Raw genomic sequence first — 26400 nt, 5'->3', positions numbered from 1 at the left:
GAAAATATAAGTCTTTGATTACACGGGATAAAGATCAGATTTTCCGATTGGCATGCCTCTTGCGCTATTCCTCCTAAAAAAATAAAGAGCACAAACAATGGGGGAGCAAATGGCAATAATGAAGCGAAGGTTCTTCGCCGCGGGACTGCTGCTGTCAGGTCTGATGTTTTTGCACCTGACCAGCGCCCAGGCATCCACCGCAGCTGTGGCGTCGGAAGCCAAGACGGTCACTGTGGCCACTGCGGCCAAACCAGCAGCCAAGTCGGCGTCGAAATCGACGACCGACCATACGCTGCTGGACGAACTGAAAGGACCGTTCAAGACCGGCCCCGATGTGACCAAGGCCTGCCTGAAGTGCCACAACACCGCCGGCCATCAGGTCATGGACAGCATCCACTGGAAGTGGGAAGCGACCAGCCCGACCACCGGCAAGAAGCTCGGCAAGCAGTTCGCGGCCAACAACTTCTGCGGCTCCGTCCTCTCCAATGAAACGCGTTGCACCAGCTGTCACGCAGGCTACGGCTGGACCGACAAGGGCTTCGATTTCACCAAGCAGGAAAACGTCGATTGCCTTGCCTGCCATGACAAGTCAGGCACATACAAAAAGGTCCCGACCGACGGCGGCCATCCGCTGTACGAAGCACGCGAGATGCTCAAGGGCAGCGGCAAGATCGTGCAGCCGCCGGACCTGGCAAAGATCGCGCAGAGCGTCGGCAAGCCCGGCCGCGACAACTGCGGCGCCTGCCACTTCAACGGCGGGGGTGGCGATGCGGTCAAGCACGGCGACCTCGACACCTCGCTGAAGAAGCCGAGCCGCGACCTCGATGTGCACATGTCGCCCGACGGTGCCAACATGGTGTGCGCCGACTGCCACACCTTCAACGCGCACCAGCCCTCCGGCAGCCGTTATGCGGCGACGGCGAAGGACAAGCACGGGCTCGACTTGCCGAAGGACGACCACAACCGTGCCACCTGCGAGTCCTGCCACAGCGACAAGCCGCACAAAAAGCCGCAGATCGACATGCACACGGCCAAGGTTGCGTGCCAGACCTGCCACATCCCGGAATTCGCGCGCGGCGGCATCGCGACCAAGACCTGGTGGGACTGGTCGACCGCCGGCAAGAAGGACGCGAACGGCAAGCCGATCTTCATCAAGGATGATCACGGCCATCTGACCTACTCGGCAGAGAAAGGCGATTTCAAATACGGCGAGAACGTGCGCCCCACCTACAAGTGGTACAACGGGGTCGTCAATCAGATCACCATCACCGACAAGATCGACGACAGCAAGATCCTGGAGCTGAATGCCGTCGAAGGTTCCGCCAAGGACCCGAACGCCCGCATCTGGCCGTTCAAGGTCATGCGCGGCAAGCAGCCGTACGACAAGGTCAACAAGACGCTGGTGGTCAACCATGTGTACGGCAAGGACGATACCTCGTTCTGGGAAAACTTCGACTACGACAAGTCGATCAAGGCCGGCATGGACTACGCAGGCTTCCCGTACAGCGGCCAGTACGGATTCATCGAAACGCGCATGAACTGGTTCACCACGCACATGGTGGCGCCAAAGGAAAAAGCGGTGCCCTGCGCGGAGTGCCATACACGCGCGTCCGACGGACGGCTGGCGGAGATCACTGACCTCTACCTGCCCGGACGAGACCGCAATGCGCTCGTCGACCTGCTCGGCAGCATCGCCATCTTCGGCGCCATCGGCGGCAGCCTGGCGCATGGCCTGTTCCGCATCGTAGCCCGCCGTCGCAAGGAGAATGCATGATGAGCACCGAACGTATCTATATCTACAAACGCTACGAGCGCTTCTGGCACTGGTCGCAGGCCGCGCTGATCATCACGATGATGCTGACCGGCTTTGAAGTGCACGGCAGCTATACGCTGTTCGGCTTCAAGCTGGCGGTGCGCGTGCATACGTTCTCCGCATGGGCCTTGCTCGTGCTGTGGGCCTTCACGATCTTCTGGCAGTTCACCACGGGCGAATGGCGCCAGTACCTGCCGACCCTGAAAAACGTCTCGGCGATGGTCAACTACTACACCTTCGGCATTTTCAGGAATGCGCCGCATCCGTTCCGCAAGACGGTTGTGCAAAAGCACAATCCGCTGCAGCGGCTGGCCTACCTGGCGCTGCTTGCGTTCATCTCGCCGCTGATCTGGGTTTCCGGCCTGCTGTATCTGTTCTACGCCGACTGGGCAACGCTTGGCATCGCCAGTTACCTGTCGCTTGAGTTCGTCGCCGTGGCGCATACGGCAGCGGCCTTCCTGATGACCGCATTCGTCTTCGGCCACGTATACCTGACCACGACGGGCCATACGCTCTTCGCCCATATCAAGGCCATGATCACCGGCTGGGAGGAAGTCGAGAAGCACTGATCAACCGTTTTACATCGCAGCGCGGCAGCTCAACGCGCGCGATACCGTTTGTGCCGTTCCTGAGCTTTGCGGCAGCGCGCTGTCCGGTCTCACAACGCCGGACAGCGCTTTTTTTTGCGGCCGGGTGTCCCACCTTCATGTGCCGGCCAGTTCGTAGACGGCGAGTTCACGCCTGCAACCGAGCCTGCCATGCCGGCATCTTTCAAAGAAGGCTGGATACAGGCAGAGAATTCATCGCTGCATGCTGCATCTCACATTCGGATGGCGATGCGTGGCAGCTGATTCCGGCTCACAAGCAAGGCACGCAATCGCTTTGTGACGAGCTGCTCCCTTATACCTGCCAGCCACCGCGTCCGCGCGGCATATTGCGCTCCAACACCTCCGCTCGCCCTCCGCCTGTCCCATGAGAGAGGTATCGGCCCATGCACAGCGTCGCGTTAATGTCACGCACGTTTGTGGCGCCACAATGCCACGGAAAATTCCGTTCCGCCAATTGCAAAAGCTCGCTACACTTCGGCAGGCGTGCCGCTGCCCAGTAAGCGGCACGCCTGATTCTGCCCGGGTGGCGCCAGCCCGCCCGACTTATCCAGTTCGAGGTTTATTTGAAGCTCTTTTCATCGCTCTATTCCCGCGCCATGACGTGGTCCCGGCATCCCCATGCGCCGTGGTATCTCGGCGGCATAAGCTTTGCCGAATCGTCGTTCTTCCCGGTTCCGCCGGATGTCATGCTTGCCCCCATGTGCCTCGCCAACCCGCGGCGCGCCTGGTTTTTTGCTTTCCTCACGACGCTGACCTCGGTCCTCGGCGGACTGTTCGGGTACATCATCGGTTATTTCGCGCTGGACGCTATATTGCCGTGGCTGCAAGAAAGCCGTTACTGGCCGGCCTACCAGACTGCCGTTGCCTGGTTCGAGCGCTGGGGGTTCTGGGCCGTGTTCGTGGCCGGCTTCTCGCCTATTCCGTACAAGGTGTTCACCATTGCTGCCGGCGCGATGTCGATGGCCTTGCTGCCCTTTACCATTGCCTCGGTCATCGGCCGGGGATTGCGCTTTTTCCTCGTGGCAGGATTGATGGCATGGGGCGGCTCGCGCATGGAGGCGCTGCTGCACCGCTATGTTGACCGCCTCGGCTGGGCGACGGTCGCCATCGTTACAGTGTTCGCCGTTGTCTATAGCAGCAGGTGATGCGCAGGGATGCGATGGTGCGGGTGTCTTTCCTTAGGGCTGCATCTTGCTTCGCAATTCCTCCGCGCTGCAGGCAAAACCTGCAGCGCCCAGTCGCCCTTCATTGACGGGAATCACTGTCACGCAACCCTTCTGGTGCGGGAACATTGCCAGGTCAGCCTCTTCCCGTCCGGGCACAATCGGACAAGGCTTGTTGCATAACCGCGGCAGCGCAACGCGCGCAATACCGCTTGTGCCCTTCCTGAGCTTTGCGGCAGTGCGCTGTCCGGTCTCATCACGCCGGACAGCGTTTTATTTTTGCCGAATTTTGCTGGCTTTTCCGACCGCCGTTGACATAACCACCGAGAGCGCCCTTATCAGGCATGCACAACCACACGATCACGTCCGGCGTGTTTTGCTTCGTACAGCGCCATATCGGCACGGTGCATCGTAATCTCTACCGACGAATCGTCGCGCTTCAGCTGGGTCAGTCCGATGCTCGACGTGACAGGAATCGTCTTCCCTTCGAATTCCAGCGTCGATTCGCGGATGGTCTTGCATAGCGTCTCTGCATATTGCCGTGCCTTGTCCATGCCGGTTTCCGTCAGCAGAACGGCAAACTCTTCGCCGCCGATCCGTCCGGTGAAATCCGATCGTCGTGCTGCACCGCGCAGCAGGCCGGCGACATGTTTGAGCATTGCATCGCCAGTCGCGTGCCCGTAGGTGTCATTGATTTTCTTGAAGTGGTCCAGGTCGACCATCAGCAGGCATGCCTGCACGCCGGGATAACGCTGCACGCGCGCCATTTCGGTTTCCAGCGCTTCCAGAAAGCTGCGGCGGTTGCCGAGACCGGTCAGCGCATCGGTGGTGGCAAGGTTCTTGAGCGTGTGCTCCATTTCCTTACGGGCGGAAATGTCGGTATGGGTGCCGACCATGCGCAGTGGCACGCCGGCCTTGTCGCGCAATATCACCATGCCGCGGTCGAGTATCCATTTCCAGTTGCCGTTCTTGCAGAGCACGCGGTGTTCATTGATGTAGCTGTCGGACCTGCCCTCGAAGTGTTCCGTGACGTCGTGCATGACGTGTTCCATGTCATCTGGGTGGACGCGCATCTTCCATTCATCCAGGCTATTGCCGATTTCTTCCGGCGCGTAGCCGAGCATCGCCTTCCAGCCGCGCGAGAAGACCACGGTGCCGGCCGCCACGTCCCAGTCCCAGACACCGTCACCGGCGGCCTCCAGCGCGAGGCGCCAGCGCTCCTCATTGGCCATCAGTTTGGCAGCGACCTTCCGGCGTTGCCCGATCGCGCGCACGTTCAGGTAACCGATCAACAGGAGCAGAAGGGAGACGCCGCTGCCGACCACAATCAGCAAGCGCCTTTGCGCGTAATAAGGCTTGAGGATCACGTCAATGGCATGACCGATCACAATGACGAGCGAATAACGGTCGAGCTTTTTCCATGCGTACAGCCGTGCAACACCGTCGATTTGCGAAACGCTGCTGAAAAAACCGACGTCGGGCGTCAGGTCATCGAGAAAAGGCAGATGCGTCACTTTTTTCCCGATCGCCTCTTTCGGATCGGGATACCTGGAAAGAAACTCCCCGCTGCTGCGTACCAGGTTGAATGCGGCACGTTCCGGAAGCGTGCTGGACTTGACGAACGCGTAGAAGTATTCGGGTGATACCGACAGGACCAGCACGCCGGCAAATTGCGCATTCCTGTCGTAGATCGGCCGGGTGAACTGCACGGTCCATCGCTTGGATACGCGACCAAGCAAGGGCTCGCTGATATACAGCTCATCGATGTTCCTGGAGCGATGGACGCGGAAATGCTCGCGGTCGCTCAGGTCCAGCGGTTTGTCCGGCTGCTCGAGGTTAGTGAATGCCATGATCCCGTTGGCATCAATGACGGCGACCTGCACCGCCCTGTCACGCTCGAGGTAAGCCTGCCGGTTGCGCACGACGGCCGGAAAGCGCGCCGGGTCGTCCAGCCAGCGATCGCGCAGGTCAAGCAGCGTGACGTCGATTTCCTTGACCGAGGCTTCGACATCCTGCGCAGCAGCCTGAGTGAGGTTGAGGAGATCGTCGCGGCTCTTGGCGAACGACGCTTCATGGATGCGTTGCAGGTCGAAAAAAATAACCGCCCACAACGTCATGATGAGCGCAAAAACGGCGACGAACACCCGAAAGTAGGCGGCTCTTCCCGGGGCATCCCCTGTATTGCCGATCATTGCGTCGTCCATGGAACCGTCCTTGCCGTTGTCGATTCGTGACAGGTTTGGCCGCCCTGTGTTTGCCTCGCCCATGGCTGATCCAGGCATTTTCCGCTTTGGGAAAACAAATGGAACGCGAAGGCGCTACACAGGCAAGTCGGAGACAGTTCGTGTTTTCTGTTGTCCAGTGCGGCCTGCTTTTTCTGTTTCTTGCGACTCTCCTATTTATTACTTTCTATGATTGCCACGGGCATGGCAATCGTTTTATCGCAACAACGGGCATCAAGGAAAATCAAGGAAACGCCGGCACAACGGTAGCGAGAACGATCGGTGTTCCAAAGGGCTGCAGGCAATTTCTCGCATGAAACTCACAGAAACTAACGCGTCCCAGTCAGCTGCAACAATCGCCTGAAATGAAACGGCGCACCGAGTGGCGCGCCTGGAGGGAAGGCTTGCCGGTCTGCGCTTATTCCGGCACGCAAATCTGACCGCACCGTGCCGCGATGACTGTGCGAAGCGCCAGCAGCATGAGGACCATGGAAAGCACCGCGAGCAGCAGGAAAGCAATGATCGCGAACATTGTGGCAGTCGTCTCCTGGTACATCGTGATCGTCGCGGTGGTGAGCGCAGCCAGCGGGAAGGAATACGCCCATGACGATACGAAGAATGGCAAGCGCACGAACTGCGTCACGCTGCCGGCCAGCACCAGCGCCAGGAACAAAGCCGTGTAGTACAGCACCCGGCCGAAAGCATCGACATGGCCGGTCAGTGCCATCCATGCGAGGAATCCGACCGACGGCGGCGCCAGCAGGATGAACAGCGTCGGCATCAGGCGCGGCGGCAGCGCTTCATGGAAGAACAGGCGATACATCACGATGGTCAGCAACACCAGCCAGAACACGATGCCGATGCTGAAGAAGAACCACGACAACTCCGTCGCACCGATCTTCGCGCCGGCAATCGGTACGATGATGTTGCCGACGACGGGGATGAACCACGCCGGGTTGGCATGCTTGATGTCGTAATGGCTGTGGTGGATCCAGCTGCCGATGACGCGCAGCGTCAGCCCTAGCTGCACGACGGCGCCTGCCGCCCACAATGCCGTGGCGGCATGCGGCACAGTGTCCAGCCAGGAAATCGCCAGCAGCAGCATCCCGATCGGGATCGTGGAGAGGAAGTTGATACGGATCGGATGCCGCGCCTCGGCAATTGCAGCAGACGAGTGCCGGACCCACTTCATGGCGTAAGCAGCCATCAGTAACAGGAACAGCGCCGTGGCAAACAGGCGGACAGCATCGCCGATCACTGCGGGCGCGCCGAGCACGGCATGCGCCTTCTGCCAGGCGATGGCGAGCCCGGCCACGCCCATCACGGACGAAAACAGCCCGACCGGAAAGTGCTCCAGTCTGCTCCCGTGCTTCGCCATGGTCGGCGTCCCTTGAACGGTGGTACTCATCAAAACATCTCCCTGATAGAGGTTGGATAGCGGAGCGAATGGCAGCCTCAGCGGTCGCTCACCGACGGAGCAGAAACAGCACCGCCTGACAGCGTGCGTCTCGTATTCGTCCACTTCACTAGAGCGGTTTCGCCCTGACCTGCTCGCCGATGCCGGACGCCTTGCCTCTGTCACCAATACTCAAGATACGTGCCAACAGGAACATTTCCGGTTTAATCCTTTATATTCAAGCATTTACCCACACTTCCCTTAACAAGCAGACGGAAAGCGAGCGGATATCAAACTGCCACGCCGCCACGATCGGCAGAATGGCAGACAGATATGCCAGCCTTGTGTCTGGAAATGACGCCTGTCAGCGCTGCCTGGACGCTGCGAACAGGTAAAAAAATCGCCCCGCAGATACGGGGCGAACGTCGGTCGCCTGCTTGTGGCTTGTCTGTCGCTTGTGCTTCGCTTACCTTGCAGCTGCAGCCGCAAATTCGTCATACGCCGCAATGGCGTTGGCGGAGTACATCAGCGAAGGTCCCCCGCCCATGTACACCGCCATGCCGAGCGCCTCTTCCACTTCGGCCTTGGTCGCGCCGAGCTTGACCAGTGCCTGCATGTGGAAACCGATGCAGGCGTCGCAGTGGGCGGCAATGCCCAGCGCAAGTGCGATCAGCTCCTTGGTCTTCTTGTCCAGCGCGCCGTCGCGTGTGGCCGCGCGCGCCATGTCGCTGAAGCCTTTCATCACATCGGGGATGTCGGCGCGCAGCGTGGCAAGGTTTTTGGAAACAGACTGTGTGACTTCAGTGTAGTTGGGCGGGAAAGTACTCATGCTTGTTTTCCTGATGGGTTGGTGACGGTTTACTTTTTCATGCGGCAGCTATTGATTCCGAACGGCAGGTACGCCGGGCAGAAGCGGAACAGGCCGGTTGCCAGTGGCAACAGGCCGATCCAGCCCCAGGGTCCGATAGCGCCGAGCGCGGCAGCGATGACGAGGATCGCGCCAATCGCGATGCGGAGGATACGGTCGATACTTCCTACGTTTGCTTTCACAGTGTTCTCCTTGGTTAAAGAATGTTTGATCACGCGTGCATCAGCGCATCAGCCCATCAGCGCTTGCGCGCGACCAGCCCGATCAATGCCGAGCGGCCGCGATGGTGGTTGCCCTCGGCGAGGTCGTCTTCATACGCGCGCAGCTCGAGGATATCCATCTGCGGGAAAGCCGCGCGCAGCATGTCCTCGGTGTACAGGTTCTCCACCGCCGACGGGCCGCCGGTCTTGTACACGAGCTGCTGCGGCGTGTATCCCTGCAGCAGCAGGATGCCGCCCGGCTTGAGGCTGGCGACCATGTTGGCGAACAGGCGAGCGCGAACCTCCGGATCAGCAAACTGCACGAAGATCGCGACGACGCCGTCATATGTCGCGGCCGGCCATGCATACCGCTCACAATCGGCAATCTCGTAGCGGACAGCCACGCCGGACTGCTCGGCCAGCTTCTTCGCCTTGGCCACCCCGACATCCGAAAGGTCGAACGCATCGACGGCCAGTCCCTGCTGCGCGAGAAAGACGCTGTTGCGTCCTTCGCCATCGGCCACGCACAGCACGCGCTGGCCCGGTTGCCACAGCCCGGCATGGCTGCGCAGGTAAGCATTCGGCTCGGTGCCGAAGATGTATTCCGATTCCTGATAGCGACCATTCCAGAGGGCAAGCGCCTCCTCGGGACTGAGGCGCGCCGGCGACGGCGTACGGTTTGCAGAGTTGCTCATCGCCCCTTCCCCTTCGTCCGGCCGGCGGTCTGGAAAAACGCCTCGCGCTCACGCGCCGTCTGCTCGAACTGGCGGGCGATGCTGCCGCACACCAGGTCGCACAGCGCGTACACCGATTCATCGGCGATGCGGTAATAGACGCTGGTGCCGCGACTCTCCTTCGCGACCAGCCCGTGCTTACCCAGGATGGCGAGGTGGCGCGAGATGTTGGCGGAGGTGTACTCGCACAGCTCTGCCAGCTCGCCGACATTCCGCTCGCCACCGCGCAGCAGGCTCAGGATGTGCAGCCGCGTCGGCTCGGCAAGCGCCTGGAAATAGGCAGCAATCTGCCCCAATGCCTCTTTCGGTAAATCTTTCATGTTTGGTCCTATTGAACACGCGAAGCCCATATTTGCCTCGTATCAACGCAAGTGTACATTCATTTGCTTAATCAACTATTTGCATATTTAAGCGTTTAGTTACATAATAAACGCGTTGACGCCGGAACGCAAACATTGATGAGTTCGGCAAAGCAGAACCGGGAGAATACAGATGCGAAACAAGAATCGAGTTGGCGCGATTGTCATGGCGGCTTTTATCGCCGCGCCGATTCCGGCAATGGTGCTGGCCGCTCCAGCGGACCTCACCACCGCCGTCGTGCAGTCCAACAGCGTGGCTGGCACATCCAGCTTTGACGGCATCGTCGAAGCCGTGCGCCAGACCGTGATCGCCGCCCAAGTGCAAGGCGCAGTCACGGAGCTCAATGTCAAGGCGGGCGACACCGTCAAGGCTGGCCAGGTGCTGCTGCGCATCGACGCGCGCACCGCCTCGCAGAACAGCGCCGCCAGCCGCGCACAGGTCCAGGCTGCACGCAGCGCATTGAATGTTGCGACGCGCGAATACGAACGCCAGAAGACGCTGCTGGCGAAGGAATACATCAGCCAGGCTGCCTTTGAACGCGCGGAAGCGCAATACCGCGCCACGACCGCAGAACTGAATGCGCAAATCGCGCAGGCCAGTGCCGCCGACATCCAGTCCGGCTTCTTCGTCGTCAAGGCGCCCTACTCCGGCGTGGTGTCGGAAGTGCCGGTCTCGCTGGGTGACATGGCGATGCCGGGCCGGCCGCTGCTGACGCTGTACGATCCGGCCGCACTGCGGGTGACCGCCTCGGTGCCGCAGACGGCACTCGCGCAGTTTGCCGATAACACACCGGCCAAAGTCGAACTTCCCGCATTGCCGGCTGACCGCCAGTGGCTTGACCGGCCGCAGGTGCAGGTCTTGCCGACCTTCGACGCCAATACGCATTCCGGACAGGTGCGCGTGAACCTGCCGGAAGGCATCAAAGGCGCCACGCCGGGCATGTTTGCGCGCGTCTGGGTCGAGAACACCACAGCCGCCGGCGCATCTGCCGGCCGCCTGTTCGTGCCGTCGTCGGCCATCGTGCGCCGTGCAGAGGTCACCGGCCTGTATGTGATCGATACAAAGGGCCGGCCGGTGCTGCGCCAGATCCGCCTTGGCCGCACGCAGGACAACATGGTTGAAGTGCTGTCCGGCGTCAATTCCGGGGAACGTGTCGCGCTTGACCCGCAAGCGGCGGCACGTGCACGCTAAGGACCAAGGGAAGACGATGAATACTCCGCTTGGCATTTCCGGCCGCATCGCCGCCTTCTTTCAGACGGCGCGCATCACGCCGCTGCTGGCGCTGGTGGCGCTGCTGCTTGGCGTCTTCGCCGTACTCGTTACACCGCGGGAAGAGGAGCCGCAGATCAATGTGACGATGGCCAATGTGCTGATTCCCTTCCCCGGCGCGTCCGTGGTCGATGTGGAACAGATGGTCGCCACACCTGCCGAACAGGTGCTGTCGCAGATCGAGGGCGTGGAGCACGTGATGTCGGTGTCCCGCCCCGGCATGGCCGTGATGACGGTGCAGTTCAAGGTCGGCGTGCCGCGCACGGAAGCGCTGGTGCGCCTGCACGACACCATCAACACCAATGCCGACTGGCTGCCGAAGGGCCTGGGCGTGCTCGATCCGCTGATCAAGCCGAAAGGCATCGACGATGTGCCGATCGTCACGCTCACGCTGTACAGCAAGAACGAGGCGGTCGGCGCCTACGACCTCGAGCGTGTCGCGCACAGCATCGAGGCCGACCTCAAGCGCGTGCCCGGCACCCGCGAAGTCGTCACCATCGGCGGTCCCGGCCGCGCGGTGCTGGTGGAACTCGACCCCGCGCGCATGAACGGCTTCGGCGTCACCGTGGCTGACATGCGCGCCGCGCTGCAGTCGGCCAACCTCGGTCTGCCGGTCGGCGAACTCCTGGTCGGCAACAAGGCCGTCGCGGTGGAGTCCGGCCCCTTCCTCAAGAACGCGCAGGAAGTCGGCGAACTGGTCGTTGCCGCACGCAACGGCAAGCCGGTGTTCCTGCAGGATGTGGCCGCCGTGCGCGACGGCCCGCTGCCCGCGTCGAAGTATGTGTGGCATGGCGTCGCCGGCAAGAATGCCAGTGAATATCCTGCCGTCACCATCGCCGTCACCAAGAAGCCGGGCGAAAACGCAATCGACGTCGCCAACGCCCTGATGCAGCGCGTCGACGTGCTGAAAAACACCGTGATCCCCGATGGCGTGGAAGTGGCGGAAACCCGCAACTACGGCGCCACCGCCAACGACAAGGCGCAGAAGCTGATCCAGAAACTGCTGTTCGCCACGATGTCGGTGGTGGCGCTGGTGTTCTTTGCACTCGGCCGCCGCGAAGCCGCCATCGTCGGCACCGCGGTGATCCTGACGCTCACCGTCACGCTGTTCGCCTCATGGGCATGGGGCTTCACGCTTAACCGCGTGTCGCTGTTTGCACTGATCTTCTCCATCGGTATCCTGGTCGACGATGCGATCGTGGTGGTCGAGAACATCCATCGCCACCAGCAGCTCACGCCCGGCAAGCCGCTCGTGGAAATCATTCCGCTCGCCGTTGACGAAGTCGGCGGCCCGACCATCCTTGCCACGCTGACAGTGATTGCCGCGCTGCTGCCGATGGCCTTCGTGTCCGGCCTGATGGGCCCGTACATGAGCCCGATCCCGATCAATGCCAGCATGGGCATGCTGCTGTCGCTCGCGATTGCATTTGCGGTCACGCCGTGGCTGGCGCGCATCTGGATGAAATCGTCGCACGGCACATCTGCCGATCACGGCCAGCACGGCCTTGCCGCAAAGCTGGAACCGCTGTTCAACCGCATCTTCCGCCCGCTGCTGGACGACAAGAAAGGCAAACGCAACCGCCGCCTGCTCGGCCTCGGCGTCGCCGGCCTGATCGCCATCTCGATGCTGCTGCCGGTGGCCGGACTGGTGTTGCTGAAAATGCTTCCCTTCGATAACAAGTCGGAGTTCCAGGTCGTCGTCGACATGCCGGCCGGTACGCCGGTCGAGCGCACCGCGGCCGTGTTGCACGAGCTTGGCGGCTACCTGTCCACCGTGCCGGAAGTGACCAACTACCAGGCGTATGCGGGCACTGCCGCGCCGATCAACTTCAACGGCCTGGTGCGCCAGTACTACCTGCGCGCCGGCGGCGACGTCGGCGACATCCAGGTCAACCTCGTCGACAAGGCGCACCGCGACGACCAGAGCCATGCGATCGCGACCCGCGTGCGCCCTGCGCTGCAGGAGATCGGCCGCCGCTTCGGCGCCAACGTGAAAGTGATTGAAGTGCCGCCCGGCCCGCCGGTATTGGCACCGATCGTTGCCGAAATCTACGGACCGGAAGCCGAAGGCCGCCGCCAGGTCGCGAAAGCCGTGCGCGCCGTGTTCGACAAGACCGAAGGCGTGGTCGATGTGGACGACAACAGCATCGTCGATGCACCGAAGACCATGCTCCTAGTGGACCGCCGCAAGGCCGCACTGCTCGGCGTGCCGCAGCAGGCGATCGTCAGCACACTGGCCGCCGGCCTCGGTGGTGAAGAAGCCGCGTATCTGCACGACCAGAGCAAATACCCCGCCGCTGCCACGCTGCAGCTGCCGGCGGACCGCCACGGCGACCTCGATGCGCTGCTGCAGCTGGCCGTGCGTTCCGCCACCGGCAAGCTGGTGCCGATCCGCGAGCTGGTGACGGTCAGCGACACGCTGCGCGAGCAGCCGGTCTATCACAAGGACCTGCTGCCGGTGAACTATGCGGTGGCCGACATGGCCGGCAAGGTGGACAGCCCGCTGTACGGCATGTTTGCGATGCGCGATGACCTGTCGAAGATCGCTGTGCCGGGCGGCGGCAAGCTGGATGAATATTTCATCAGCCAGCCGGAAGATCCGTATCGCAGCTATGCGATCAAGTGGGACGGCGAATGGCAGATCACGTACGAGACCTTCCGCGACATGGGCGCCGCCTATGCAGTCGGCCTGATCCTGATCTATCTCTTGGTGGTGGCGCAGTTCGGCTCCTACCTGACGCCGCTGATCATCATGGCGCCGATCCCGCTGACGATCATCGGCGTGATGCCCGGCCATGCCCTCCTCGGCGCGCAATACACCGCCACCAGCATGATCGGCATGATCGCACTGGCCGGCATCATCGTGCGCAACTCCATCCTGCTGGTGGACTTCATCAACCTGCAGGTGCGCTCCGGCATGCCATTCAAGGATGCCGTGGTGAACTCCGCCGTCACGCGAGCACAGCCGATCATGCTGACCGGCCTGGCCGCGATGCTGGGCGCGTTCTTCATCCTGGATGACCCGATCTTCAACGGCCTCGCGATCTCGCTGATCTTTGGCATCCTGGTCTCCACCATGCTGACGCTGGTGGTGATCCCGCTGCTGTACTACGTCGCTTACCGCAACCGTCTTTCTTTTATCACTCAACAAGGAGCATGACCATGACCTCTTGGCAAATCGTCCGTATCGTCGCCGGCACTTTCATCCTGCTGTCCCTGGCGCTGGGCATTCCCGGCAGCCCGATGTTCGTCAGCGAGTGGTGGCTGGCATTCACCGCCTTCGTCGGCGTCAACCTGCTGCAGAGCGGCTTCACCAAGTGGTGCCTGATGGAGAGCATGCTGCGCAAGTTCGGTATCCGTCCCGGTTGCTAAGGAACGGCCATGCATCTCGTCTGTCACTCGTGTGGCGCCGTCAATCGCGTGCCGGAAGCCCGGATGCAGGACGGCCCGGTGTGCGGCATATGTGGCACTGCGCTGACGGCTGCCGAACCCGTCAACCTGGACGACACACGGCTGCCGACCTTCCTCGCGAAGACCGAACAACCGGTGCTGGTCGACTTCTGGGCCGAGTGGTGCGGTCCCTGCAAGATGATGGCGCCGCAGTTTGCGGCAGCGGCAAGGCAATTGCCCGGCGTGCGATTCGTCAAGGTGGACACCGAAGCCAGCCCTGCCGCCAGCGCCCGCTACGCAATACGCAGCATCCCGACACAGATCCTGTTCATCGGCGGGCGTGAAGTTGCACGCATTTCCGGCGCGATGTCGGCGCAGGACATCGTCGCGTGGGTGCGGTCCCGTTTGTAGTCCACTACTGCATAAAGATGACCATGAAACACAAGCGCATATCGATAGCCTTGTCTGCCACCCTCCTCGCCTTGTCCGCGCAGATTGCCGGTGCCACAGACCTTCTGCAGGCATGGCAGGCCGCGCAGCAGCACGACCCTGAGTTCGCAGCAGCCCGCTCCGCCGCCGAGGCCGGCAGCACCCGGCGCGACCAGGCGCGCGCATTGTGGCTGCCGTTGGTGGCGCTGACTGCCGGCGCCGGGCGCATGACGAATGAAACCAGCATGAGCGGCGCACGCTTCTCCGCGCCCGGCTTCGGCCAGTCCAGCGGTGTGGCGTTCGATACCTCGGTCACCAACGGCAGCATGGAACGCTATACGCTTTCTGCCAAGCAGCCGCTGATCAGCCGCGAACGGCTCGCGCAGAGCCGCCAGCTGTCGCTCGCCGCCGATGTCGCCGAGGCTGAATGGCAGAACGCGCGGCAGGCATTGATGCTGCGCGTGGCCGAGCGCTATTTCGATGTCGTCCTCGCATCCGAAACGGTGCGCATGTTGCGGAAGCAGCAGGCAGCGGTCGAACGTGCACTGACGGAAGCGCGCGACCGTTTCAAGCTCGGCGACACCCCGGTCACCGACACGCACGAGGCCGCCGCCCGTGCCGAAACGGTACGCGCACAGGTATTGGCCGCCGAAACCGAATTGCAGCTCAAGCAGAACGCCTTTGCCGACCTCACCGGCATGCCGGCCGGGCAGCTGGCGGCGTTGCGCGCCGATGCCGATCCGACCAGGCCGTCGATCGACACGCTGGAGCGCTGGATCGCAGATGCATCGGAAAACAATCCGGGCCTGCTGATGCAGGCAAAAAACCAGTCGGCCGCGAAGGAAGAAGTGGCCAAACACAGCGCTCTCGGCGCGCCTTCGCTCGATCTCGTTGCGCAAGTCGGGCGCGACCGCCTGCATGGCAGCGGCGATTTCGGCAGCGCGGAGAACGAGTCGAACAACCGCATGATCGGCGTGCAGCTGACGATCCCGCTGTTTACCGGCGGCTATCGCAGCGCAAAGCATGCGGAGGCGCTGCACCTCGCCGACAAGGCGCGCTCCGACGGCGAACACCTGCGCAAGCAAGTCACGCAGCAGACGCGTGCCGCGTGGCTGGGCATTTCGGTCGGTGCCGGCCGCATCGCCGCGCTGGAACAGGCGTTGAAAGCAAGCCAGGCGAGGCTGGATGCGACGCGCCTTGGCCGTTCGGTAGGCGACCGCACCACGCTGGACCTACTCAATGCAGAGAACGATGCGACCAGTGCCGAGCTGGCGCTATTACAGGCGCGCATCGGCGTGGCGCTCGACCGGCTGCGGCTAGCCGCGCTGGCGGGCCGCCTCGACGAAAATGCGCTGCAGCCGATCAACGCGATGCTGCAGCAGTAGGCAGCATCTAATTCGCACCTGCCTTGCCGAACAAGATACGGGCCGGTGCATATCGAACTTCATATCAAAGGAAACACCATGGGCATTTTTGGAAAACTGCTGGATTCCCTGACCGGAGCGGACGAACCGCTGCCGGAGAACGCCGTCCTGATCGACGTCCGATCCCCGGAGGAGTTTTCGTCGGGCCATATCAAGGACGCGATTCCCCTGCCGCTCAATTGCCTCACGCGCGACATCGGCAGTGTCGTGGTCGACAAGGCAACGCCGATCATCGTGTACTGCCAGAGTGGCGGGCGCTCTGCGATGGCGCGACGTGCCTTGACGGACATGGGCTACCAGACCGTGGTCAACGGCGGCGGCGTGCGTTCGCTTGCTGCGCGCATGGGGCGTGAAATTTCCAGGTGAACGTGGCGCGCGGCTCCACGTCGTGCAATGCCGACAAGTCTTCACGAAGCTGAACGGCGTTGACGCAGCGGCGTGCGCCATCGGGCGAGCCTTGGCGTCGGGTCGTTTGCTGGCGGCTTGCGCAGCGCTCCCTCTCCCCCGGCCCCTCTCCCGCAAGCGGGAGAGGGGTGCAATAGGTTACAACTGCTGGGAACTGATCTCCATTGGTGGCAGCTGGCGTCCACTAATGTCTGCCGACAATCGTGTGCGCTTTCCGCCGGCTGGCGTACACCGTACCGCAGCACCACTTTCGCTTGAACCTCGCCAGCGAGGGCATGTCAAAAAGGCACATTCACCTTTACGAAGGAGAACAATGTGCCATCTGCAACCATAGAGCGTGTAGAAATCAATACCTCCCCTGCCATCAATCGCCAAATGGAAGACCGGCTCAGGGAAAATGTTTCCCGCTATCTCGATGCCGACCGGGAAACCATCGACCGGCGCCTGGAAGAGCTCGACAAGGAATGGAATGTCGAGCGTTTCATTGAAACCGAAGCGCCGCTGATGATCGGCCTTGGTGTTGCGCTTGGCGCCATGCATGATCGCAGATGGTTCGCCGTGCCGGTGCTCGCCGCGGGCATGGTCATCCTGCACAACCTGCAGGGCTGGTATCCGCTGCTGCCGCTGTTCCGCCGCCTTGGCGTGCGCAGCCAGAACGAGATCGAACAGGAGCGCAGCGCACTGCGCATCCTGCGTGGCGACCATGAAGCGTATCGTTCGCAGGCGCAGTCACCGCAGGCTCAGCAATCTCAGCAGTCGCAAAACCAGCCGCAGCAAGGCACGCTCCATTGAGGAGGCCATCATGATTCCAGATACAGCAATGCGCGTGGCACACCACACGGCGCCGCATGTCAACGAACGCATCCAGCAGAAAGCACAGGAAAGGATCTCGGCGTACGGCAGCGGCGACCGCGCCGCAGTGATCTCTTATCGTCTGGGAGAGCTCGGCCGCGAGTGGGACGTGGAGCGCACACTGCAGACCAACTTTGCGGTGTTCTCCATGATCGGCCTCGCGCTCGCCACCTCGGTCAACAAGCGCTGGTATGCGATGGCAGGCGGCGTGCCGGCATTCATGGTCCAGCACGCGCTGCAGGGCTGGTGCCCTCCGCTGGCGGCGCTGCGCCGTTTCGGATTTCGCACGTCAAAAGAGATCAACGAGGAACGCTTTGCACTGAAGGCGATGCGCGGCGACTTTGACGAAGCAGCGCGCTCGCGCGATGTCGATGCCATCCTGCGCGCGGTGCGGAGCCAGGATCCGCCTGACCGCACTGGTTACTGATCTGGTTGGTAGAACCCTCGTTGCTCCTTCCCCTTAAAGCGCAGCCGCAATGGCGCCCAGTGCATTTCGTGCTAAGCGCATGCATTTGCAGCCCCTTCCCCTTCAAGGGGAAGGCAGGGATGGGGATGGGGATGGGTTTTAGAGCCTGTTTGCAAACTGTAGCGAGCGGTCCGATTTTGGTTGGGGGCGCCCAGCCGGAGAAGCGCAGTCGTACGCGAGGTACGACGAGCATCGCAGGACTCGGCGCCCCCAACCAAAATCGGGCGGCGCAGTAAGTTTTCAAACAGGCTCTTAGGACGCATCTTCAACTTCATCGTCTTATTCCGGAGGCTTCAATGGAAAATGCCTATGGCTTCGGCAAGGCCGTCAACGCAGCCTTTCCCGACGCAATCGAGCGAGTGACACAGGCCTTGAAGGCGGAAGGCTTCGGCATCCTGAGCGACATTGACGTCGCATCGGCGATGAAGGAAAAACTCGGTGTGGACATCCCGCCCTATCGGATCCTCGGCGCATGCAATCCGCCGCTTGCCCACCGTGCCATCACGGCAGAGCCGTCGATCGGGCTTCTTCTTCCCTGCAACGTCGTCGTCCGGCAGGGCGACGACGGCAAGGTCCATGTGGAATTCATGAATCCCGACTCGGTACTGCAACTCGTCAACAAGCCGGAGATCGCAGCGCTGGCCGGGGAGGTGCGCCAGCGCCTCGACCGCGTCAACGCGGCAATCTGATCTGCACGCCGACCGGCAAGCACGCGCCATCGTTACGCCGCAAGATCAGGGCAACCCTTCGTAACCGAAGAAATAAGGAACAAGCCGGCTGTCCAGCACCAGCCCGCCCTGCTCCGGTGTCCTGCCGAGCCGCTCGAAATCCTCCGCACGCAGCGGTTGCACCTTGTGCGCATCGCGCGTCCTGCTGAAGACGCCGTGACGCCACTGGTACACCTCGTGGAGCTTTTCCTCATAGGTGTAGCTGTGGTCATGATCGTTGTAATAATCGCTGAAGCGGTTGCGGCCAAGGTAGATGGCATTCGCTCCTTCATACCCGGTCTTCTCGTAGGTGATGGCATCCGTATTCAAGAAATAGGTCCAGTCGCCGGGTACGAAATTCTTCGGCGCGATCCCTTGCTGGAGTTTCAGGATCTTTCCGGGGCGGGCCAGTTCGTCGGCACAGGTCCCCTTCTCAAACGCCCAGATCTGTCCCGGCTCCACGCCAACCAATGGTTCGCCATCTGCCAGCAGCCGTTCCTGCACGATCTGTTGCTTTGCAGGATCCTTCACGCTGCGTGCGTAATAATCGACCACGCCCTGCATGACGACCAGCCGTGCCGCGGCATAACAGCCGATGGAGTACTTGTCCTGATTCAAGAACACATCGTTGAGCGCGTCCTGCAAAGGGCTTCCGGCAACCGGCGTGCCCCAGTCCCAGTAGGCGGGGTTCCACTCCGCGCTCCCGCCATCGGGCCAGCCGAATTCCAGGATCTCCGCCCACGCGACAATGTTCTGCCGCAACCCGACATGCTCCTTGAGCGCGCTGATATCACAATCTTTGCTGGCAAACTCCGTGAGCCGTCCGTTCTGCATCAGCGCAAGCAGGATTTCCTTTTTCGACACCGTGTCGACGGACCGTTTCTTCCCGACGCGTGACGGCAGCGACACGGCCTCCGTCGCGATGCCGTATTCCGGCCTGTCCTTCAAGTCCAGCGTGTTGGAATCGTGCTTCGGCGTATTTAACGTATAGACGGCGGAACCGGCGGCATGGTCTACCCGTTTGACGACCAGGGATGGGGATATGCCGAGCTGCGCAAGATAGGCATCGAAGTCGGTGTCCAGCTTGCCGATCTGCATTGGCGTGCAGGAAAAGCGGACGCCGCTTTCCGTTGCGGGTGCATCGGCGGCAATGGCTGTTGATGCCAAAAAAACGGCAGCAAGGCCGGCAAAAAGAAACCCGTTGAAAAGTCGCCGCAAGGTGCTCCGCGCACGGCCCCCATTGCAGTGCCTGCTGCGGCAGCCGCTGCCTTCGACTCGCAGCAAACGCGTCTTCCTGAATAGCATGGAAATCATCCTCATTGCACCTGTCGATATGCTGGCGCGCTTCGGACATTGCCCAATGCAATCAATTACTGCGCTGCCCGCATACGACATTGGCGATTGGAAAGACCCGGAGTGTGCTCTCGGCCTCCATCCTCGTCAATTGAGCGAAGTCAATTCCTTCTTGGCTCGCCTTAATAAAGGAACGATCGGAGGGAAAGCACACGCAAGCGCCCGTCCAGAAACGCAGGCATACCGTTCCCCGCCAGAATCGGGAAAGCTATCGCCGGGCAATTTGTGAGCGCTTCCTCACCCCGGAACTTTTGCGCGCCGGAGCCTTTCTGAATAAAGCCAGCGCGACACGGCAGCCACGCTGCCGCGCCTCTCTCGCATCAATCTGCCGTATCGCAGGAGTTGGCCAACACCCATGACAAAGCCGGAGACCGGACCACCGCACGCCGGTGAAAAAACGGCAGCCCAGCAGCACGCATCCCCTGCGGCGACTTCACCCAATGCGGCGCTTCGGCGCACTTTCCTGCGCCGCCACCTGCCTGCAATTGCTGCATGGCCGGTGATCGCGTTGCTGCTCGTCGCCCTGCTCTGGGGCTTTACGCTGTCGGCAATCGAGCGTGAACGGGAGAATATCCGGCAGGAGACCACAAAGCAGGCATCGTCGCTGGCGCGCAGCTACGCCCAGCAGCTCACGCGCACGGTCGAGAACATGGACCAGATCACGCGCAGCCTGAAGTACGAATGGGAAGAAAGCGACGTGCGCATCAGCCTAGAGCGTCAGCGCGAAAAAGGCTTATACCCGCCGAGCAACAAGATCTACGCCAGCATCCTGGGGCGAGACGGCACCTTGCTGACCAGCACCTTTCCTTTCGACCGCACCTACAACTTTGCGGACGAGCCGTATTACCAGATGCATCGCGCCAATAGCGGCGGCGACTTCATCATCACCGGGCCGAGCCTGAGCCGTCGCCTGGGGCAGCAGGTCATCCACTTCTCGCGCCGGCTGGAAACACCAACCGGGCAATTCGACGGCGCCGCAATGGTCGCAGTCGAGACGTCCTACCTCACCGCCTTCCATGACGAATCGCTGCTCGGCAAGAAGGACTTCGTCTCCGCACGCTATGTGGACGGCTCGGTGGTCGCGATCAAGATCGGACAACGTCCGGGCGACAAAACCATTTTCTACAAGCGCAACCCTTCGTTCTCCGGCATGAGCGGCGTCACCGCCGAGCCGGCAGAAAAGTTCAGGGACGGCAATGCACGCTTCGTCGCATGGCAAAAACTGGAACACTATCCGCTGGTGGCATTGGCCGCACTCTCGCTGGACGATGCACTCGCCCCGTACCACGCCACGGCGCGGGACTACAAGGCATTTGCAGCCACCGGCAGCGCGTTGCTGCTTCTGCTTGCCGTAGTGGGCGCCGTGTACTCCACCCGCCTCGGATGGCGGCGCCTGCACGAAGAGGAAATCAAGCAGACCTACCGGCTTGCCGTCGATGCGGCGCGCGAGGGCTTTTACATGCTGCGCCCGCTGTATGACAGGAACAGCCATCCCGGCGATTTCCAGGTAGAAGACTGCAATGAGCGCGCCGCTGAAATGATTGGCATGCGCAAAGACGAATTGATCGGAAAGAAGTTTTCCGAACTCTACAGTGGCGACTATCGCGAAGCGCAAATGAACAAGCTGCGGCACGCACTTGAACTTGGCTTTTACGAAGACGAAGTGCGCGTATCCCCGCACAGCAGGCTGAAGCTGACTTGGGCGCACCGCAAGCTGGTGCGCTCCGGCACTGCGCTGGCATTGACCATACGCGACATCTCCGAGAACAAGGCGCATGAACAGCAGCTGTCCAACATGGCCAACGCCGATGCGCTGACCGCCCTGCCCAACCGCAACTGGTTGATGAACTATCTGCCGATCGCCATCGACCGCGCGCAGCACAACGGCCACGGCCTTGCGGTACTGTTCATCGACCTCGACAACTTCAAGAACATCAACGACACCCTCGGCCATGTTGCCGGGGATGAATTGCTCAAGGCGGCTGCTACCCGCGTACGCACGCTGGTGCGTGCCAGCGACCATGTGGTGCGCCTGGGCGGCGACGAGTTCACCGTCATCCTCGAAGATGTTGCCCGCATGGATGACGTCTCCCGCGTCGCGCGGCAGATCATCGACACGCTCGGCGAGCCCTTCACCCTCGGCCGGTCTGCCGGCAACCGCGTCCAGGCCTCGATCGGCATCAGCCTCTACCCGCAGGACGGCGACACCGGCGAAATCCTGCTCAAGCATGCCGACATTGCCATGTACGCTGCCAAGGCCGCCGGCAAGGGCCGCTTTCACTTCTACCACACGCACCTGTCCGACCGGCTGGTGCTGCGCCTCAACCGGGAACAGGCACTGCGCGAAGCCATCGCACGCGACCAGTTCGTGCTGCACTACCAGCCGCGCGTCGACACCCAGACCGGCAAGCTCGCCAGCATGGAAGCGCTGGTGCGCTGGATGCACCCGGAGCGCGGACTGGTGCCGCCGCTGGAATTCATTTCCGTCGCAGAAGAAACCGGCCTGATCGTCGCCCTCGGCCGCATGGTCATCGAAAAGGCCTGCGCGCAGATCGCGCAATGGAAGAAGGAAGGACTGCCCGTGGTGCCGGTCTCGATCAATGTCTCCGCGCTGCAGCTCAACGAAGGCAACGTCAAGGACATCCTCGCCGCCTGCCTGCAGCAGCATCAGGTGGAACCCTCACTCATCGGCGTGGAACTCACCGAATCCTGCATGGCCATGCAGGATGAAACCGTCTCCGGCCAGCTCAACGGCCTGCGCGAGCTCGGCGTGAAGCTGCTGGTCGACGACTTCGGCACCGGCTACTCGTCCTTGTCGCAACTGCAGCGCCTGAACGTCGACATCCTCAAGGTCGACCGCGCCTTCACCGTCATGCTCGGCGAAAGCGACGAAGGCAAAGCCCTGTTCAAGGCCATCGTGTCCATGGCCGACGCGCTTGATATCTGCATCGTCGCCGAAGGCGTGGAGACGCCAAAACAGCTCGGCCTACTGCAATCACTCGCCTGCGACGAAGTCCAGGGCCACCTCGTCTCCGAACCGGTTCCGGCAGAGGCAGTTTCCAACCTGATGCAGAAACGCTTCCTTTTCCCGCCGGCAGTGCAGCGGCATAAGTTGATGCCGATTTGATGCGGGAGTCGTTTTCTGCCCTCAGCCTTACGGGCATGGTCGGCAATAGGAGCTGAAAGAGCGGCTTACACAACGCACCAAACTAGCTCCTTCCCCCTTGTAGAAGGTTGGGATGGGGGTAGAGTGTTGGCGCCATCACCAACATTGCTGCAGCGCTCCCCGAACACGAGGCGTCCTTGCAAGGCGAGGGCGCCGTCAATCCAAATTTTCGACGCAGCACTACTACTTATTCACCACCTCCAGCACCTCCGAATTCGCCGCAGTCTCCGTCGCTACCACCACATCAACATTCGACGCGCGCTGAAAACCCTCACGCTCTTCCGGCACCACACGCGCCGGAAAACCACGATCCACCCGACGGCGTTCGCCATCCCCCGGCAACCAGCGTTCTTCCCAGCGCATCCCAGTGAAGGATCCATCGATAGGAAGCCGCTTGTAAAAGCTGCCATTCAACTGCGTATGTTCAATCACATAACTGCGGAATCGGTGGAACAGCTCTGCATCCACCTTCTCGTTCTCCGCAGCCTGCCAGAAGTCGTCCAGGCGTCCCTGGTACGTCATGCCCTGGATGTCGTAGATGGCGTTACCGCACACCTTCAGCGGCGTCTTGTGAAACAGCGCCGACAGCCCCACCGTGCTATTGATCACCACCGCGCCGCGCGCATGGTCCAGCAAGCTCGGCAAGTGCTGGTCGTGGATATACATCAACCGCTCCCCCAGCTGGAACTCCGCGCGCAGGTCTCGCAAGAAGCGCGTGTAATCGCTATACCCACGGTCCATCGGATGATGCTTGATCACAAGCACCGTCTCCGCCGGCGCGTTGGCGGCAAAGGATGACACCACGCGCCGGATGAACTGCTCCACCGAGTCAAACCGCGAATGCGTATGCACCTGCGCGTCGGTATGAACCTGCAACGGCACAAGGAAGTACTGCTTTGACATTGGGCCGACAAGCATCTCCTGCACGCCACGCTCCCTGAACCTGTACAAAGCCTTGCGCCAGATCGCCCTCACCCACGGCCCAGCTTCAAGCACTGTCAACGGTCGATGATGGCGATAACGAGGAAAGATCGGCCGCAGCAATTGCGCAGCCATGTAATACAGGCATGCCCACAGCACCGCATGCCAGAAGGTATTGCCGACACGGTCGGTACGTACGCCTTTGGACGGCACCCTGTTCAGGTAAAAGAGCGCCTGATCCGGCAACGGCGAAAACCCATTGACCCCATCCCGCTCCAGCGTCACGTAGTCCGGCCGCACATAGCCTTCTTCAAACACCCCGACTTCCAGCCCCCTGGCGCGTGCAACACCGTGTGCGATCCGGTGATACGCACGGCAGTCGCCAAACAGCATCACCACATCAATCCGCTCCCGGTCCAGCAGGTCTTCCATGAAGCCCTGCCATGTGTCGAGGCCGCCCCGAAAGGCAATCGCATTCTTCCGGTAGAAAAGCCAGTCGCCCCCGTTCAAATTGACCTTGAACACCTGTGCCCCTGCAGCCTCCAGATCAAGCGCAAGGCGCCGGAAAAACGGCCCCACCGGCCCCTGCAGGAGCAGGACGCGCTTGTTGCGAAATGCTGAAAGCCCACGGGTGATCATGATTCAATCCTTGCGCAACAGACGGGCAACAATACGCCGCAACAACGGCCGGCGAGCCGGCGCCTCCTGCCGCCACGCGACCAGCTCTTCCAGCGCCCGCTCCGGCGTGGTGAACTTGCCCGTCGTACGGCTCACGTAGGTCGGATACAGGATCAGCGTCGCCGCAACCAGCTCATCCAGCAATAGACGCCGCTGCCTTCTTGGATGCGGCGCCAAGTCCTCGGTCAATCCCCAGCCGCTATAAAACGGCTGTCCGTAGCAAACAACCTTCTTGCCGCGCATAAGCGCCTCGAAGCCGGCGAGCGAGGTCATCACATGCACTTCATCCACGTGCTCAAACAAGCGGTCCAGCGGCACATCGCCCAGCACCTCGTCGCACCAACGGTATGCCTCACCTTCGCCGTCACCAGCGCGACGCAGCGCCGCACGCACATCCGGGTGCGGCTTGTACAGCACATAGGCATCGGGATTGGCTATGCGCACGGCTTTCAGCAGATCGACGTTGCGGCGGATCTCTGCAGCCCCCAGCCGGATCGACGCATCCGTCTCGACCTGACCGGGGACGAGGATCACCTGTGCCGCAGTGGCCGGGCGCGTCCACACCTCGCCTCCAACGTTGTACTTTGTCACGCCGCTCGCACAGATCGCCTCGCGTAAAGCGGCCGCACGCCCAACCAATGCTTCGTCAAACGTTGTCGTCCGCAGCAGTGTCTCCAGCCGAGAAGGCCTGGACGCATCGTAATAAATGCCTTCCGTGTCAATGACCCAAGACAGCGGTCGCACCAGCTCCGCACCGAGACCTACGGAACGCAGGAAACCATCCTCCAGGCGAATCAGCGACACACCATCAGCCAGCTTGCCGGGAATCGTTTTCGTTCCCCACGAGATCAACGATGCGCCTGCGGGCACTGCAGCTGCGTTCCGAACAAACTGCACTGTTGATCCCTGGAAGAAATCACGCACGATCGGTTTCTTCCAGCGCGAGAAACCAATGGCGTACAAGTCAGGTACAAAGCGCTCGCGCATGGCGCGCTGCCGTCCCATCCATTCAACGACGCGCTCCACTTCGCAGCACTTCCCGGTTTCAGGATCGATATAGCGCGGATAGTCCACTAACGCGGCATGCACGAGGTTCTCAAGCGGCACCGGGCATCGACGCTCTGGCACTGGCAGATCATCGACAGTAAGGCCCCATCCTGCATAAAACGGCATGCCGAAGGTGCGGACCGGCTTACCCCATAGCAGTCCTTCGAAACCCATTTGCGATGTGACGACATACACAGCTTTCGCATGTTCGAGCAACGAAACCGGATGCACGTCCTGTCCTAGCACCAGCACGCGTGGATTGCGAGACAAGGCTGCAATGTCGAAATGCCCTTTCTTTCGACCAGCCATTACCTCCGGGTGCACCTTCAAAATGACCTTGCACTCCGGGTTTTCAGCCAACGCAGCATCAAGCATTTTTTGAAAGCTAGACGCACCAGCCAGGCCGTAGCGAATAGACGCGTCCCCCAGAGTCTGATCAATTGCAAGCACATAAGGCTGGACATTGCTCGCAACATGGCCAGGCATATCTGAAAGACCAACATGGCCCCAGTCCACTTCGCGCGTATGGTTGTACTTTGATACTCGGGCACGGCGCCACGAGGCGATCAACTCACGAGCGCGCGCACGGCGCGACTCATCGCACGGCGAAAGAATGCACGACTCCAGCCGTGACGCCGTGGACGCGTCATAGTAAATGCCGACATCATCCAGCACCATAGAGAGCGGATCATCCGTCTCGCCCAAGCCGATAGAACGAAGAAACCCGTCCTCAAGCATGACGAATGGCAGCCGGTGCTCTGCAGCGTAGTGCCGTGCCTTTTCCGAAGTCGGCCGCATGCCCCATCCCGCCACACGATCGCAAGCAGGTGCCGACCGCGCAGACAGTAATGTCCACGACTCACCAAGGAGTTCAGACAGGCCGCCGATGCGCGAAATGCCACGGGAAAGGACACCAATCATGATCGCTG

24 protein-coding genes are annotated in these 26400 nt (G+C 61.4%); 15 read left to right on the top strand and 9 right to left on the bottom strand.

Annotation, left to right across the window (positions count from 1 at the left end):
• Positions 1–118 precede the first annotated feature (118 nt).
• From ACYVIA_RS00995 to ACYVIA_RS00985, 3 genes are all read left to right on the top strand, one after another.
• The gene (locus ACYVIA_RS00995) at positions 119–1774 is read left to right on the top strand and encodes a tetrathionate reductase family octaheme c-type cytochrome (protein ID WP_460837012.1); all 1656 of its coding nucleotides are present in this window, start codon (positions 119–121) and stop codon (positions 1772–1774) included.
• Positions 1771–2382, top strand: a complete 612-nt coding sequence (locus tag ACYVIA_RS00990; protein ID WP_460837009.1) for a cytochrome b/b6 domain-containing protein — start codon at positions 1771–1773, stop codon at positions 2380–2382. Before ACYVIA_RS00995 ends, ACYVIA_RS00990 begins: the two co-directional genes overlap by 4 nt.
• A gap of 602 nt (positions 2383–2984) precedes the next feature.
• The gene (locus tag ACYVIA_RS00985) at positions 2985–3566 is read left to right on the top strand and encodes a YqaA family protein (protein ID WP_460837007.1); all 582 of its coding nucleotides are present in this window, start codon (positions 2985–2987) and stop codon (positions 3564–3566) included.
• Positions 3567–3922: 356 nt separating this feature from the next.
• Here the strand turns inward: ACYVIA_RS00985 and ACYVIA_RS00980 are convergent, their stop codons facing one another.
• Positions 3923–5851 (bottom strand): diguanylate cyclase, encoded by a 1929-nt coding sequence (locus tag ACYVIA_RS00980; RefSeq protein WP_460837006.1) that lies wholly within the window; start codon positions 5849–5851, stop codon positions 3923–3925.
• Between the two features lie 35 nt (positions 5852–5886).
• Here ACYVIA_RS00980 and ACYVIA_RS00975 point away from each other — a divergent pair, with 35 nt between their 5' ends.
• Positions 5887–6123, top strand: a complete 237-nt coding sequence (locus ACYVIA_RS00975) for a hypothetical protein (protein WP_460837004.1) — start codon at positions 5887–5889, stop codon at positions 6121–6123.
• A gap of 101 nt (positions 6124–6224) precedes the next feature.
• Here ACYVIA_RS00975 and ACYVIA_RS00970 read toward each other — a convergent pair whose 3' ends face one another.
• From ACYVIA_RS00970 to ACYVIA_RS00950, 5 genes are all read right to left on the bottom strand, one after another.
• Entirely contained in the window at positions 6225–7214 is a 990-nt protein-coding gene (locus ACYVIA_RS00970; protein WP_460837002.1) for an SLAC1 anion channel family protein, read from the bottom strand.
• 454 nt (positions 7215–7668) lie between these two features.
• Positions 7669–8031: a carboxymuconolactone decarboxylase family protein gene (locus ACYVIA_RS00965; RefSeq protein WP_460836998.1), complete on the bottom strand. Its 363-nt coding sequence runs from the start codon at positions 8029–8031 to the stop codon at positions 7669–7671.
• Positions 8032–8060: 29 nt separating this feature from the next.
• On the bottom strand, positions 8061–8252 hold the full coding sequence (locus ACYVIA_RS00960) for a YgaP family membrane protein (protein ID WP_460836997.1): 192 nt from the start codon (positions 8250–8252) through the stop codon (positions 8061–8063).
• A 56-nt stretch (positions 8253–8308) separates the two neighbouring features.
• Entirely contained in the window at positions 8309–8965 is a 657-nt protein-coding gene (locus tag ACYVIA_RS00955) for a class I SAM-dependent methyltransferase (RefSeq protein WP_460836996.1), read from the bottom strand.
• Entirely contained in the window at positions 8962–9324 is a 363-nt protein-coding gene (locus tag ACYVIA_RS00950; protein WP_460836994.1) for an ArsR/SmtB family transcription factor, read from the bottom strand. The genes ACYVIA_RS00955 and ACYVIA_RS00950 overlap by 4 nt, the downstream gene beginning before the upstream one ends.
• Before the next feature lie 172 nt (positions 9325–9496).
• On the opposite strand from ACYVIA_RS00950, the gene ACYVIA_RS00945 reads away from it, so the two are divergent.
• From ACYVIA_RS00945 to ACYVIA_RS00905, 9 genes are all read left to right on the top strand, one after another.
• Entirely contained in the window at positions 9497–10555 is a 1059-nt protein-coding gene (locus ACYVIA_RS00945) for an efflux RND transporter periplasmic adaptor subunit (RefSeq protein ID WP_460836992.1), read from the top strand.
• 16 nt (positions 10556–10571) lie between these two features.
• The gene (locus tag ACYVIA_RS00940) at positions 10572–13793 is read left to right on the top strand and encodes an efflux RND transporter permease subunit (protein WP_460836991.1); all 3222 of its coding nucleotides are present in this window, start codon (positions 10572–10574) and stop codon (positions 13791–13793) included.
• Between the two features lie 2 nt (positions 13794–13795).
• The gene (locus ACYVIA_RS00935; RefSeq protein WP_460836990.1) at positions 13796–14005 is read left to right on the top strand and encodes a YgaP family membrane protein; all 210 of its coding nucleotides are present in this window, start codon (positions 13796–13798) and stop codon (positions 14003–14005) included.
• A gap of 9 nt (positions 14006–14014) precedes the next feature.
• Positions 14015–14434: a thioredoxin TrxC gene (trxC, locus tag ACYVIA_RS00930; protein ID WP_460836989.1), complete on the top strand. Its 420-nt coding sequence runs from the start codon at positions 14015–14017 to the stop codon at positions 14432–14434.
• Between the two features lie 23 nt (positions 14435–14457).
• A complete protein-coding gene (locus tag ACYVIA_RS00925; protein WP_460836987.1) occupies positions 14458–15837 on the top strand; it encodes a TolC family outer membrane protein in 1380 nt (459 codons plus the stop codon).
• A 78-nt stretch (positions 15838–15915) separates the two neighbouring features.
• Positions 15916–16242 carry a rhodanese-like domain-containing protein gene (locus ACYVIA_RS00920; protein ID WP_460836986.1) on the top strand — a complete coding sequence of 109 codons (327 nt, stop codon included), beginning with the start codon at positions 15916–15918 and terminating at the stop codon, positions 16240–16242.
• A 354-nt stretch (positions 16243–16596) separates the two neighbouring features.
• Positions 16597–17073 (top strand): hypothetical protein, encoded by a 477-nt coding sequence (locus ACYVIA_RS00915; RefSeq protein ID WP_460836984.1) that lies wholly within the window; start codon positions 16597–16599, stop codon positions 17071–17073.
• Positions 17074–17083: 10 nt separating this feature from the next.
• The gene (locus ACYVIA_RS00910) at positions 17084–17560 is read left to right on the top strand and encodes a hypothetical protein (RefSeq protein ID WP_460836983.1); all 477 of its coding nucleotides are present in this window, start codon (positions 17084–17086) and stop codon (positions 17558–17560) included.
• Between the two features lie 335 nt (positions 17561–17895).
• Entirely contained in the window at positions 17896–18288 is a 393-nt protein-coding gene (locus ACYVIA_RS00905; RefSeq protein WP_460836981.1) for a DUF302 domain-containing protein, read from the top strand.
• A 45-nt stretch (positions 18289–18333) separates the two neighbouring features.
• Here the strand turns inward: ACYVIA_RS00905 and ACYVIA_RS00900 are convergent, their stop codons facing one another.
• Positions 18334–19404, bottom strand: a complete 1071-nt coding sequence (locus tag ACYVIA_RS00900) for a hypothetical protein (RefSeq protein ID WP_460836980.1) — start codon at positions 19402–19404, stop codon at positions 18334–18336.
• Here ACYVIA_RS00900 and ACYVIA_RS00895 point away from each other — a divergent pair.
• Positions 19391–19888 carry a hypothetical protein gene (locus ACYVIA_RS00895; protein ID WP_460836979.1) on the top strand — a complete coding sequence of 166 codons (498 nt, stop codon included), beginning with the start codon at positions 19391–19393 and terminating at the stop codon, positions 19886–19888. The two genes, ACYVIA_RS00900 and ACYVIA_RS00895, sit on opposite strands and share 14 nt — an antisense overlap.
• Positions 19889–20014: 126 nt before the next feature.
• On the top strand, positions 20015–22786 hold the full coding sequence (locus ACYVIA_RS00890) for a bifunctional diguanylate cyclase/phosphodiesterase (protein ID WP_460836978.1): 2772 nt from the start codon (positions 20015–20017) through the stop codon (positions 22784–22786).
• Between the two features lie 222 nt (positions 22787–23008).
• On the opposite strand, the gene ACYVIA_RS00885 is transcribed toward ACYVIA_RS00890, so the two are convergent.
• Both ACYVIA_RS00885 and ACYVIA_RS00880 read right to left on the bottom strand, forming a co-directional pair.
• Positions 23009–24385, bottom strand: coding sequence for a capsule biosynthesis protein (locus tag ACYVIA_RS00885; RefSeq protein ID WP_460836976.1), 1377 nt, complete (start codon positions 24383–24385; stop codon positions 23009–23011).
• Between the two features lie 3 nt (positions 24386–24388).
• Entirely contained in the window at positions 24389–26392 is a 2004-nt protein-coding gene (locus tag ACYVIA_RS00880; RefSeq protein WP_460836975.1) for a capsular polysaccharide biosynthesis protein, read from the bottom strand.
• Positions 26393–26400 lie beyond the last annotated feature (8 nt).

Source organism: Noviherbaspirillum agri (genome assembly GCF_054780595.1).
Note: the sequence above shows the minus strand (reverse complement) of the source record. Positions and strands in the feature narration are given on the sequence as shown.